This window comes from Streptomyces sp. NPDC001770, assembly GCF_053596135.1.
The window spans coordinates 26,998-38,952 of record NZ_JBSFFN010000027.1 but is presented as its reverse complement, the minus strand read 5'-3'; the positions used below and the strand labels follow the sequence as shown (position 1 = coordinate 38,952).

9 protein-coding genes are annotated in these 11,955 nt (G+C 72.2%); 4 read left to right on the top strand and 5 right to left on the bottom strand.

Features of this window, described 5'->3' with window-relative positions:
- Window positions 1-57 precede the first annotated feature (57 nt).
- The 5 genes from ACWCSV_RS22980 to ACWCSV_RS22960 form a co-directional block, all read right to left on the bottom strand.
- Window positions 58-759, bottom strand: coding sequence for a DUF4232 domain-containing protein (locus tag ACWCSV_RS22980; protein ID WP_451145045.1), 702 nt, complete (start codon window positions 757-759; stop codon window positions 58-60).
- A gap of 229 nt (window positions 760-988) precedes the next feature.
- Window positions 989-3,856 carry an AfsR/SARP family transcriptional regulator gene (locus ACWCSV_RS22975; RefSeq protein WP_451145043.1) on the bottom strand — a complete coding sequence of 956 codons (2,868 nt, stop codon included), beginning with the start codon at window positions 3,854-3,856 and terminating at the stop codon, window positions 989-991.
- Between the two features lie 199 nt (window positions 3,857-4,055).
- On the bottom strand, window positions 4,056-4,277 hold the full coding sequence (locus tag ACWCSV_RS22970; protein ID WP_450770033.1) for a DUF6458 family protein: 222 nt from the start codon (window positions 4,275-4,277) through the stop codon (window positions 4,056-4,058).
- 102 nt (window positions 4,278-4,379) lie between these two features.
- A complete protein-coding gene (locus tag ACWCSV_RS22965; RefSeq protein ID WP_451145041.1) occupies window positions 4,380-5,684 on the bottom strand; it encodes a M18 family aminopeptidase in 1,305 nt (434 codons plus the stop codon).
- A 139-nt stretch (window positions 5,685-5,823) separates the two neighbouring features.
- The gene (locus tag ACWCSV_RS22960) at window positions 5,824-7,650 is read right to left on the bottom strand and encodes an acyl-CoA dehydrogenase (RefSeq protein ID WP_451145039.1); all 1,827 of its coding nucleotides are present in this window, start codon (window positions 7,648-7,650) and stop codon (window positions 5,824-5,826) included.
- Between the two features lie 186 nt (window positions 7,651-7,836).
- On the opposite strand from ACWCSV_RS22960, the gene ACWCSV_RS22955 reads away from it, so the two are divergent.
- The 4 genes from ACWCSV_RS22955 to ACWCSV_RS22940 all read left to right on the top strand — a co-directional run bounded on the left by ACWCSV_RS22955 (window position 7,837) and on the right by ACWCSV_RS22940 (window position 11,942).
- On the top strand, window positions 7,837-8,295 hold the full coding sequence (locus ACWCSV_RS22955) for an SseB family protein (RefSeq protein ID WP_327176900.1): 459 nt from the start codon (window positions 7,837-7,839) through the stop codon (window positions 8,293-8,295).
- A gap of 178 nt (window positions 8,296-8,473) precedes the next feature.
- Window positions 8,474-9,430, top strand: a complete 957-nt coding sequence (locus ACWCSV_RS22950) for a pirin family protein (protein ID WP_266706715.1) — start codon at window positions 8,474-8,476, stop codon at window positions 9,428-9,430.
- Between the two features lie 84 nt (window positions 9,431-9,514).
- On the top strand, window positions 9,515-10,594 hold the full coding sequence (locus tag ACWCSV_RS22945) for an AI-2E family transporter (RefSeq protein ID WP_451145037.1): 1,080 nt from the start codon (window positions 9,515-9,517) through the stop codon (window positions 10,592-10,594).
- Window positions 10,595-10,715: 121 nt separating this feature from the next.
- Window positions 10,716-11,942: a phage baseplate protein gene (locus ACWCSV_RS22940; RefSeq protein ID WP_451145035.1), complete on the top strand. Its 1,227-nt coding sequence runs from the start codon at window positions 10,716-10,718 to the stop codon at window positions 11,940-11,942.
- The last annotated feature ends 13 nt before the right edge of the window (window positions 11,943-11,955 follow it).

Here is an 11,955-nt window from a genome sequence, read left to right as displayed (position 1 = left end):
CCTCCGGCAGGCTCCTCGGAAGCGGGTCCTCGTCGGCGGGTCCTCGTCGGCGGGTCCTCAGAACTCGTCGGCACCGTTGCGGAGTTCGGGCGTCCAGTAGCCGGTCGCCCACTTCGCGGGGTCCACGGCGATACCGCCGGAGCCGGGGGCCTTCACGGTGGCCATGCCCGCGCCGGCCGGGAAGGTGAGGGTGAAGTCCTCCGCCGTCCTGACGGCCTCGTCCGTTCCGCCGTCCGACAGCCGCACCACCGCGTAGGCGGGAGCACCGGCGGTGAGGACGACCGCTTCGGCGGGCTTGCTCCTGGCGACCGCAGGGGCGCCGCCGAGGGCGTTCTCCAGGAACCGGATCTCCGGGAAGCCCGGCATCAGGCAGCTGTGTCCCGAGGTGTTCTTCGCGGTCAGCACGATGTGGGTGTAGGGCGGGCCGTCCTGCACCGCGGCACTGATCGCGAGAGTCCTGGTGGTGCAGGCGGGGGTGCCCGAGGAGGTTCCGGTTCCGCCGCCCGCGGCCGTCGCCGTACCGGCGGCCTGAGCCGTACCGGTGCCCTCCGTCGCGCCGGCGCTCCGCGCGGAGCCCGGGTCCGACGCGGGGTCGGCCGGGGCGGCGGGCGTCGCCGAGCCGCTCAGCACCGTGCCGGCGGACTCCGTACCGGCGGACTTCGTGCCGGCGTCGGTGTCGTCGCAGGCGGTGAGGGCCAGCGAGAGCGCGGCGGCGGCCGCGGCGGCGAGGACGGTGGTGCGGTTGGCGGACGTACGCATGGATATTCCCCCGGGGAATGGTGGGACGACGGTGTGCCGGCGGTGGCCGTAACGCCGTGAGCTGCTGACATCTCCGAGTCTGGGCCCCGCCGCTGACGTTCCGCTGGTGTCCCGCTGACGTCCTGCTGACGCTGCGCCGGACGGCGCCGCTCGGGGGTGGCTCTTCGCGGCTTTCACACCCGTCGCGCTCTTCACCCGGCTCAGGCCCTCCGCCGCCGGACCGCCCCGCTCAGCTCGTGTCGGTGAGCCTGCGCAGGGCCAGCTCGTGCCGGATCCGGTGGTCCGCCCGCGCCGAGACCCGCAGCAGGACCTCCAGGGCGCGCACCGCGCCCTCGTCGTATCCGGCGCGTTCCGCTTCCTCGGCCGCCCGGTCCAGCAGCAGGATGCCCCCGTCCTCCTCGCCGAGCGCCAGCCGGGCCTCGCCGGCGACGGCGAGCAGCAGGGAGCGGCGGGCCGCCTCCTGCTGTTCCGGCCCCAGTTCCAGTGCCGCACGTGCGGTCGCCAGGGCGGCGGCGGGACGGCCGGCCACGAGCTGCAACCGGGCCAGATGCTGCAGCGCGAGCGTCTCCGTGTGCCGGTCGCCCTCCTCCCGGGCCAGCGCGACGGCCCGCTCGCAGCCCTCCAGGGCCGTCCCGGCCTCGCCCCGGACCGCTTGGACGACCGCCAGGTTGATCAGCGCCGTCGCCTCGCCCAGCCGGTCACCGGCCTGCCGCGCGAGACCCGGCGAGCGCTCCAGGAGGACGGCCGCCTCGGCGGTCCTGCCCTCCTCCGCCAGGACCCAGCCCAGCAGGCTGAGCACGCGCGACTCGGCGTACGGGTCCCGCTGCGCCCGCGCGGAGTCCAGGGCCAGCTCCAGCAGCGGGGACCAGCTGTCCCGTACCCGCCACACCACCTGCGGCCACTGGAGCAGGATGATCCGCCAGGCCCGGTCGTGCAGACCGGCCTCCCTCGCCGCGACGGCGGCCCGTGCCAGGTCGTCCCGTTCGGCGGCCAGCCAGCGCATCGCCGCGGCACGGTCGGCGAAGTCCCGAACGGCGGCGGGTCGGTGATAGTCCTCCGGCAGGACGAAGCAGGGCTCGCCGCCGGGCTCCGCGGCGTCGGAGGCGGCGAGGGCCGTGGCGATGCAGTGGTCGAGTACGCCGATCAGGGCCTCGGCCCCGGCCGCCGGGTCGAGCTCCCGGGCGTACAGACGCACCAGGTCGTGCAGCACCCAGTGCTCCGGCGAGGTCTCGGTCACGAGGTGGGCGGAGCCGAGCCGTTCCAGGGCGGCCGACGCGGCGGTGGGGCCGGTACCGGCGAGCGCCGCGCAGGTGTACGGGTCGAAGTGGCCGCCGGGGTGGTGGCCGAGGCGGGTCAGCAAGTGCACTGCGTCCGGGGGAAGTTGTTGCACGGTCAGCCGGAGAGCGGCCGAGACGCCGATGTCGTCCACGTCGAGGCGGGCCAGCCGGCCGCGTTCGTCGGCCAGTTCCTCGGCCATTCCGGCGAGGGTCCGCTGCGGCCGGCCGGCGAGCCGGGCGGCCGTGACCCGCAGGGCGAGTGGAAGGCCACCGCAGAGTTCGGCCAGGCGGCGGGCGGCCACGGGTTCGGCGCGGACTCTCCGCTCGCCGAGGACGCCGGCGAGCAGGGCCGTGCCGTCCTGGGGTTCGAGGATGTCGAGCGGGACGGGCCGGGCCGCGTCCGAGGCGATGAGACCCTCCAGCCGGTGGCGGCTGGTGACGACCGTGACGCTGCCGGTGCCGCCGGGGAGCAGGGCGCGGACGGTCGCGGAATCGCGGGCGTTGTCGAGGATCACCAGCAGCCGGCGCCGCTCGGTCAGGGAGCGGAAGAGCGCGGCCGCCGCGCTGACGGACTCCGGAACGCGACGGGGTGCCACGCCGAGGGCGAGCAGGAACTCGCGGAGCACGTCGACCGGTGCGGGCTCGCCCGTCTCGCTGAACCCGCGCAGATCGGCGAAGAGCCGTCCGTCCGGGAACGCGGCGGGGTTGTGGTGCGCCCACTGGACGGCCAGCGAGGTCTTGCCCACTCCCGCGGGGCCGGTGACCAGGCACACCGGTGCCTCGCCCGCGGCGGCCCGGGTGAGCGCGGCCAGTTCGGCGGCGCGCCCGTGGAAGCCGCGGGGCGCGCGGGGCAGCAGATCGGCGGGGTGCGGGCCCGTGGACTGCGGGCCGATGGGGTGCGGGCCGGTGGGAGGGTGCGGGGCGGCGCGCTGCGGTCCGGGCGCGGGGGCCGGAGGCGGTCCCGGGAGCGTTCCGCCCGCCGTCCCGCCGGTCCCCGGGGGTACCGGGCCGCCCGGTGCCGTACCGGTGGCACCGGCCGGCTCCGCCGCCTCGTGGCGTTCCGGGAGCGCGGGGGGCCCGGGATCGCCGCGCAGGATCAGCGCGTACGCGTCGGCCAGTTCGCGTCCCGGGTCGATGCCCAGCTCGTCGGCGAGCAGCCGCCTCGTGCGGTGGAACCAGTCCAGGGCCTCGGACTGGCGCCCCGCCCGGTACAGCGCCAGGACCAGGGCCGCGGACAAGGACTCCCGCAAGGGTTGCGCCGCGGCTTCGGTCCGCAGGACGGCGGCGGCCCGGTGGTGCTCGCCGAGGTGCCCGTGGGCACGGGCGAGTTCTTCCACCGTGGCCAGCCGCGATTCCTCCAGCGTGTGCGCCGCGGCCTGCAGCGGAGGACCGGCGAGCGCCCCGGTGAGGGCGGGGCCCTGCCACAGTGCGAGAGCGTCCTTGAGCATGAGGACGGAGTCGGCGGTGCTGCGCTGCTGCCGCGCCAGCATCAGGAGCTCCTCGAACCGCTGGGAGTCCAGCAGGGTTTCGGAAGCGCGCAGGACGTAGGCGTCGCCGAGGGTGAGCAGCTCCACGCCGTACGCCGAAGCCTCCGCGTCCACCAGCAGGGCGCGGAGGCGTGAGACGTGTCCCTGGATGACGCTGCGGGCCCGCGGCGGGGGTATGTCGTCCCACAGGGATTCCGTCAGCCGGGCGACGGAGACGGGTGTGTTGACGGAGAGCAGCAGGGCGGCGAGCAGGCTGCGCCGTTTCGCGGGGCCGAGCGGCAGCGGTCCTCGGTGGGTTTCGACGGAGACCGTGCCGAGCAGCCGGAACTCCACGAGCGGCTTCCTTCCGGGCGGAACGCACCCGGGGCTGGGGCCCGGACCGGAAGCCAGGATATCGGGGCCCCCGCCGGGCCGGCCTGCGGCCGTGTCACGTACGTCGCGCTCGGGCTGTCCCGTACGTGACACGCGCGGTCCGGCGCATCAGCCCGGGGGCCCGGCCGCCGCGTGTGCGCGGAGCGCCGGACCCCTCAGGTCACTGGTAGCGGCGCTCGTCCTCCGAGACGACCGTGGTGGTGGGCGGCACGATCATGCGGCGGCGCCGCGCGATGCTCATGTAGGCGAAGACCCCGACGAGGCCGACGAGCATCATGATCCAGCCGACCAGGTCGACGTTGACCGTGTCGATCTGCCAGTCGGTGGCGAACGCCAGTACCGCCCCGGCACCGATCAGGAGAATGCATCCTCCGAGTCCCATGATTCCCGCCTCCTCGACGACCCGGTGACTCCGGGCCGGTGTACGGATCGCGTACCCGGCCCGGCGTCAACCATGTCCGTGGAGACGGCCGGTGACCCGGTGTCAGCCCGCCAGGAACTCGGTCAGGGCGTTGGCCAGCAGGAACGGGTCGTCGGCGCCGCAGAGTTCGCGGGCGCTGTGCATCGAGAGGATCGCGACACCGATGTCGACGGTCTGGATACCGTGCCGGGCGGCGGTGATCGGGCCGATCGTGGTGCCGCACGACACCGAGTTGTTGGAGACGAACGTCTGCATCGGTACGCCCGCCCGCTCGCACGCGCCGGCGAACAGCGCGCGGCCGTTGCCGTCGGTCGCGTACCGCATGTTGACGTTGACCTTCAGGATCGGACCGCCGTTGACGACCGGGTGGTGCGTCGGGTCGTGGCGCTCCGCATAGTTGGGGTGGATCGCGTGGCCGGTGTCGGAGGAGACGCAGACGGTTCCGGCGAAGGCGCGGGCGCGGTCCTCGAAGCTGCCGCCCCGGGCGTACACGGAGCGCTCCATGACGGTGCCGAGCAGCGGGCCGTCGGCGCCGGTGTCGGACTGGGAGCCGTTCTCCTCGTGGTCGAAGGCGGCGAGCACCGGGATGTACGGGAGCTCGGTGCCCTCGGAGGCGTGGCGCCGGGCGACGGCGGCCAAGGCCGCGGCGCCGGCATGCACCGAGATCAGGTTGTCCATCCGGGGGCCGGCCACGAGCTCCTCGTCGCGGCCCAGGTAGGAGGGCTTCTCGACGGCGTGCGCCATCAGGTCCCAGCCGGTCACGTCCTCCGGGTCGACGCCCGCCTCCTCGGCGACGAACCGGATGAGGTCGCCCTCCTCCACCTTGCCCAGGCCCCAGATCGGCTGCATGTGCTTCTGGCGGTCGAGCTTGAGGCCGTCGTTGGCCGAGCGGTCGAGGTGGACGGCGAGCTGCGGGACGCGCAGCAGCGGGCGGTCGACCGAGGCCAGCACGTCGGTGCCGTCGCGCAGCGAGAGCCGGCCCGCGATGCCGAGGTCCCGGTCGAGCCAGGTGTTGAGCAGGGTCCCGCCGTAGATCTCCACGGCGACCTGGCGCCAGCCGTGCGCTCCGGTGTCGGGCAGCGGCTTGACCCGCAGGTTGGGCGAGTCGGTGTGGGCGCCGACGATACGGAACGGGGTGTGGGCGGACGCGCCCTCGGGGACGTACCAGGCGATGATGGCGCCGCCGCGCAGGACGTACTTCCCGCCGCTCGTCGCGTCCCAGGCCGCAGTCTCCTCGACCTGGCGGAACCCTGCCTTCTCCAGACGGGCGGCGGTGTTGGCCACGGCGTGGTAGGGCGACGGGCTCGCGGAGAGGAAGGACATCAGGTCATCGGTGTGGGACCTGTCGAAAGCGTGGGAGGAACTCATGTTCTTCACTGTAACGAGGCGTGTTGTGAACCATTTACGACCGGGTGGCGGGGCATGTGGCGCGGACATGGCGACGGCCCGCCCCCCGGTATGCGCCGTGGTGGGGGCGGGCCGTCGTCCGTGACGGAGTGCGAAAGACCTAGAACGCGGCCTCGTCCAGCTCCATCAGCGAGTTGTCGACGGACTCGGCGAGCGCGCGCTCCGTCGAGACGCCGGGCAGGACGTTGGCGGCGAAGAACTTCGCGGCCGCGATCTTGCCCTGGTAGAAGGCGACGTCCTTGGCGGAGGCGGTCGGCAGCTTCTCCGCGGCGACGGCGGCGCCCTTGAGGAGGAGGTAGCCGACGACGACGTCACCGGAGGAGAGCAGCAGGCGGGTGGTGTTGAGGCCCACCTTGTAGATGCTCTTCACGTCCTCGCCGGTCGCGGTGAGGTCGGTGATCATCGTGCCGACGATCGCCTCCAGGTCCACGGCGGCCTTGGCGAGGGAGTCCAGCGCCGGGGCGAGCTCCTCGTTGCCCTGGGCGCCGGCGAGGAACTTCTTGATCTCCTCGGAGAGCGTGTTGAGCGAGGCGCCCTGGTCACGGACGATCTTCCGGAAGAAGAAGTCCTGGCCCTGGATGGCCGTGGTGCCCTCGTACAGGGTGTCGATCTTGGCGTCGCGGATGTACTGCTCGATCGGGTACTCCTGGAGGTACCCGGAGCCGCCGAAGGTCTGGAGCGACTGCGCCAGCTGCTCGTAGGAGCGCTCGGAGCCGTACCCCTTCACGATCGGCAGCAGCAGGTCGTTGAGGCCGTGCAGCGCCTTGGCGTCCTCGCCCGCGGCCTCCTTGACCTGGATCGCGTCCTGGACGGAGGCGGTGTAGAGCACGAGGGAGCGCATGCCCTCGGCGTACGCCTTCTGCGTCATGAGGGAGCGGCGCACGTCGGGGTGGTGCGTGATGGTGACCTTGGGGGCGGTCTTGTCCATGAACTGCGACAGGTCCGAGCCCTGGACGCGCTCCTTGGCGTACTCCAGCGCGTTGAGGTAGCCGGTGGAGAGGGTGGCGATGGCCTTCGTGCCGACCATCATCCGGGCGAACTCGATGATCATGAACATCTGGCGGATGCCGTCGTGCTTGTCGCCGATCAGCCATCCCTTGGCGGGGTGCTGGTCGCCGAAGGTCATCTCGCAGGTGTTGGAGGCCTTGAGGCCCATCTTGTGCTCGACGTTCGTGGCGTAGACGCCGTTGCGCTCGCCCAGCTCGCCGGTCTCCCAGTCGAAGTGGTACTTCGGGACGAGGAAGAGCGACAGGCCCTTGGTGCCCGGTCCGGCGCCCTCGGGGCGCGCCAGCACGTAGTGGAGGATGTTCTCCGACATGTCGTGCTCACCGGACGTGATGAAGCGCTTCACGCCCTCGATGTGCCAGGAGCCGTCCTCCTGCCGCACGGCCTTGGTGCGCCCGGCGCCGACGTCCGAACCGGCGTCCGGCTCGGTCAGCACCATCGTCGAGCCCCACTGCTTCTCGACGGCGATCTCGGCGACCTTCTTCTGCGCGTCGTTGCCCTCGGCGAAGAGGATGCCGGCGAACGCGGGGCCCGAGGAGTACATCCAGACGGCCGGGTTCGCGCCGAGCAGCAGCTCCGCGTAGGCCCAGATCAGGGAGCGCGGGGAGGTGGTGCCGCCGATCTCCTCCGGGAGGCCGAGGCGCCAGTACTCGGAGTCCATGAACGCCTGGTACGACCGCTTGAAGGTCTCCGGGACCGGGGCGGTGCTGGTCGCGGGGTCGAAGACCGGCGGGTTGCGGTCGGCGTCGGTGTAGGAGTCGGCGAGCTCGTTCTCCGCGAGGCGGGTGACCTCGTCGAGGATGCTCTTCGCGGTCTCGACGTCCATCTCCGCGAACGGGCCGGTGCCGTACAGCTTGTCGCGCCCGAGCACCTCGAAGAGGTTGAACTCGATGTCGCGGAGATTCGACTTGTAGTGCCCCATGGGAAGGCTCCGTAATCAATAGCAGTGACGCGCAGCGCCCCGGGGAGTGATGCGGTCGGGCGACGGGCTGTGCGGAAGGCCGGCCGGCTGCATGACGCGTATCAGTCGACCTCTCCGATGATGCTACCCGCGAGTAATAAGGCGCAACCCCTGGAGCCGGAGATGTGTCCGATTACTCTTTGGGGCATGTACGGCTACGACCAGAACCCGGGTGCACAGCAGCAGATGGGTCAGATGGGGCAGATGGGCGGCGGCTACGCCGAGCAGCCGCTGTACCCCGAGCCTTCGCCGCCCTCCCTGGCGGACGCGGTACGGGCCTTCACCACCGGCACCCTCGCGGCTGAGGACTTCCAGCAGATCTTCGCGACCTCGAAGGTCTACTGCCCGCGCGGCGACGGCCCGGGCTTCCTCGCGCTGCACAACACCCAGCAGCCGGTGATCCCGATGTTCACCACGCTCAAGGAGCTGCGGCGGTACGCGGGCAAGGAGTCGAAGTACTTCGTGATCACCGGCGCCGAGGTGATCGACCTGCTCCCGACCGGGTACGGCTTCGTCCTGGACATGGAGGGCGACCACCGGATGGTCTTCGACGCGAAGGCTGTCGAGCAGATGGTCGATTTCGCGATGCGCCGCATGTACGGCTGACGCCGCCCCCCTCAGGCCCGCCCGGGGCCCGCACCCGTCGTGGTGCGGGCCTTTTCGGTGCGTACGCCGCTTCCACCCCTCCGGTGACCCCTCGCGCCGCGCCGGGAATGAATGACGCCTTGCAAGATGTTCACCGTTCAACTAAATTGGAAGCAGATCCCGCCCGGAGGTGGCTCCCATGCCCGCAGTGACCGTAGAAAACCCGCTGACCCTGCCCAAGGTGGCCGCCTCGGGCGACGCCGTCGCCCGTCCCGTCCTCGCGGTCACCACCGCGCCGACGGGCTTCGAGGGCGAGGGATTCCCGGTGCGCCGCGCGTTCGCCGGGATCAACTACAAGTACCTCGACCCGTTCATCATGATGGACCAGATGGGCGAGGTGGAGTACGCGGCCGGCGAGCCCAAGGGGACCCCCTGGCACCCGCACCGCGGCTTCGAGACGGTGACCTACCTGATCGACGGCAGCTTCATCCACCAGGACTCCAACGGTGGCGGCGGCACCATCGAGAACGGTGACACCCAGTGGATGACGGCGGGCTCCGGCCTGCTGCACATCGAGGCCCCGCCGGAGTCGCTGGTCATGTCCGGCGGCCTCTTCCACGGCCTCCAGCTCTGGGTGAACCTGCCCAAGAGCCACAAGATGATGGACCCCCGCTACCAGGACATCCGCGGCGGCCAGGTCCAGCTCCTCGCCTCCCCGGACGGCGGCGCGCTGCTCCGCGTCATCGCCGGTGAGCTCGACGGCCACGAGGGTCCCGGCATCACCCACACCCCGATCACGATGATCCACGCGACCGTCCGGCCGGGCGCCGAGGTGACCCTGCCGTGGCGCGAGGACTTCAACGGCCTCGCCTACGTCCTCGCCGGCCGCGGCACCGCGGGCGCCGAGCGCCGCCCCGTCCACATGGGGCAGACCGCCGTCTTCGGCGCCGGGTCCTCGCTGACCGTCCGCGCGGACGAGCAGCAGGACGGGCACACCCCCGACCTGGAGGTCGTGCTCCTCGGTGGACGCCCGATCCGCGAGCCGATGGCGCACTACGGGCCGTTCGTGATGAACAGCCAGGCCGAACTGAAGAAGGCCTTCGAGGACTTCCAGGCCGGCCGCCTCGGCACCGTCCCGGCGGTCCACGGCATGTGATCCCTCCGGGGTGCGGGTGACGGTCCGTCACCCGCACGCCCCACGGGGCGGGACACCGTGTCCGCCCCGTGGTCGGGTGGGGGAGTGCCGAACCAGAAGCCCCTCCTGCCCGACGCCGCACGGCGGACGGCCGCCTGGTGCGGCGTCCTGCTCCTCGTCGCCGCCGTCGCGGCGGTCCTCGTCTGGCTGTCCGTCTACCTCAAGACCGCCGTCACCCCCGTGCTCCTCGCGCTGCTCGGTACGGCGCTGCTCGGCCCGGTCCACCGCTGGCTGACCGCCCACCACGTGCAGCGCTCCCTCTCCGCCGGACTGACCTGCGCCGCACTGGTCGCGGTCGTCGGCGGCGCCGGGTACATCGTCGTGACCGCGCTCATCGACACCGGCGGCCAGATCGTGGACTCGCTCAAGGACGCCGGACAGTGGGTGATCGACCACTTCGACCTGGCCGGCCAGGCGTCCGTGGACAACCTCGCGGGCAACGCCAAGAACCTCGTCGAGAAGTTCGGCGCCACCGCGGCCGGCGGTGTCATCACCGGGCTGAGCCTGATCGGCACGCTGATCGCGACCGCCGTCCTCGCCCTGCTGCTCACCTTCTTCTTCCTGCGCGACTCCGACCGGGCCGTACGGCTCGCCCACTCCCTCGCCCCGCACGGCTCCGGCGACCTGGTCGAAGCGATGGGGCGCCGGGCCTTCGAGGCGGTCGAGGGGTTCATGCGCGGCACCACCTTCATCGCGCTGATCGACGCGATCTGCATCACCGTCGGCCTGCTGATCCTGCGGGTTCCCGGCGCGGTGGGGCTCGGCGCGCTGGTCTTCGTCGGCGCCTACATCCCGTACCTGGGTGCCTTCCTCTCCGGTGCCGTCGCCGTCCTGGTCGCCCTCGCCGACCGCGGGTTCGTCATCGCGCTCTGGGCGCTCGGTGTGGTCCTCGCCGTCCAGGTGCTGGAGGGCCACGTGCTCCAGCCGATGATCCAGAGCCGCACCGTGCGACTGCATCCGGCCGTCATCCTGATCGTCCTGACCGCCGGAGCGAGCGTCGCCGGAATCCTCGGCATGCTGCTCGCCGTCCCGCTCTGTGCGGCCGCCTTCGGGGTGGTCGAGGAGCTGCGGCTGAGGAACACCGGCCCCCCGGCACCGCCTCCGGCGGGCGACGACCCGGCCTGAAACCGCAGGTGAACGCCGAAGCCCGCCGGAGTGCCCGGCGGGCCGCCGGGGTGCGGCGGGCCGGAGCACGTACGATCTCCGCGCGCGGTCCACGGCGGACCGCGGGGAGGGGAACTCGTCCGTGGCGGTTACGGATCTCATCGACCTGGCCGGCCCCTGGGGCCGCGTCCTCAGCGGGACGCCGCTGAACCACGAGAAGCACACCCGGGCGCCGCAGGCGATCGCCGTCGACCCGGTGACGCACGACCTCTTCGTCGTGCAGATCCGCGACGCGCTGGAGTACGGCAACCTCTGCGTCTACCGCATGGACCGCGCCACCGGGCAGGCCCTCGACCACATGCACCTCAACGGCTTCGGCCACGGCTACCAGATCGGTGCGCAGCACATCGGCGGCACGACGTATCTGTGGACCGAATGCGGGCCGCTGTACGAGCAGTTCGGTACCCGGATCGCCCGGTTCCCGTACCTCCCGGGGCAGACGGTCACGATGACCTCGTCCGTGCTGTCGGAGCCGTTCAGCCCGCTGCCGGACGCCAAGTTCTGCGCGCCCAACGTCGATCCGGTGTTCCAGCGCCTCACGGTCCGTTATCTGACCGCGCAGGGCTACCTGTTCACCCAGTACCCGATCGACCCGTCGACCGGTGACGTCGTGTGGACCCCCCTGCGCACGGTGGCGCACCCCTCGGCCGCGCAGGTACCGCGCCTGGCCGACACCTTCCAGGGCTTCGCCTCGCTCGGCGACCACCTCTACCTGTACACCGGCAACCCGGACGTGGACGACACCCACATCACCGCCCTCTCCTGGACGGACGGCTCCGTCATCGCCGGGCCCCGGCTCATGACCGCCGTGCCGGGGCTGGAGCGCCGGGAGCCCGAGGGCCTCGCCATCGAGCTGGTCGGCGCGGAGGCGCGGCTGCTCTTCGGGTTCAGCGGGAGCGACACCACTCCGCGTGAGGCCACCGTCTGCTTCCTCTCCACGGACGCGCCCGTGCAGGGGGTGAAGGTGCTGGCCGACTGGACCGCGCTGGCCCCCGCCGCCGGGATCACCGCGCAGACCGGGGTCCGGGCCCCGCGCGGGCGCCTGGTGGACATCGCCGGGACCACCTTCCTCCAGCTGCGCGGGGTCTTCGAGGGGACCCTCGCGAAGGACACCCGGGTCGCCACGCTCCCGCCGACGCTGACGCCCAGCCGCACCCTCCGGGCGGAGGTCTCCCGCAACAACCGGGGCGGACGCTGCGTCTGCCGGCTGGAGATCTCACCCGGGGGCGCGGTCACGGTGTACGGGCCGACCTCGGACAACACCGTCACCTGGATCGATCTGGACGCCTTCTCGGTGGCCTGGCGCTGACGCACGCCCCCTG

Excerpts from the sequence above, each read along its gene's own strand:
- ACWCSV_RS22980 (WP_451145045.1), bottom strand. The coding sequence starts at position 759 with ATGCGTACGTCCGCCAACCGCACCACCGTCCTCGCCGCCGCGGCCGCC.
- ACWCSV_RS22970 (WP_450770033.1), bottom strand. The coding sequence starts at position 4,277 with ATGGGACTCGGAGGATGCATTCTCCTGATCGGTGCCGGGGCGGTACTG.
- ACWCSV_RS22965 (WP_451145041.1), bottom strand. The coding sequence starts at position 5,684 with ATGAGTTCCTCCCACGCTTTCGACAGGTCCCACACCGATGACCTGATG.
- ACWCSV_RS22960 (WP_451145039.1), bottom strand. The coding sequence starts at position 7,650 with ATGGGGCACTACAAGTCGAATCTCCGCGACATCGAGTTCAACCTCTTC.
- ACWCSV_RS22955 (WP_327176900.1), top strand. The coding sequence starts at position 7,837 with ATGTACGGCTACGACCAGAACCCGGGTGCACAGCAGCAGATGGGTCAG.
- ACWCSV_RS22950 (WP_266706715.1), top strand. The coding sequence starts at position 8,474 with ATGCCCGCAGTGACCGTAGAAAACCCGCTGACCCTGCCCAAGGTGGCC.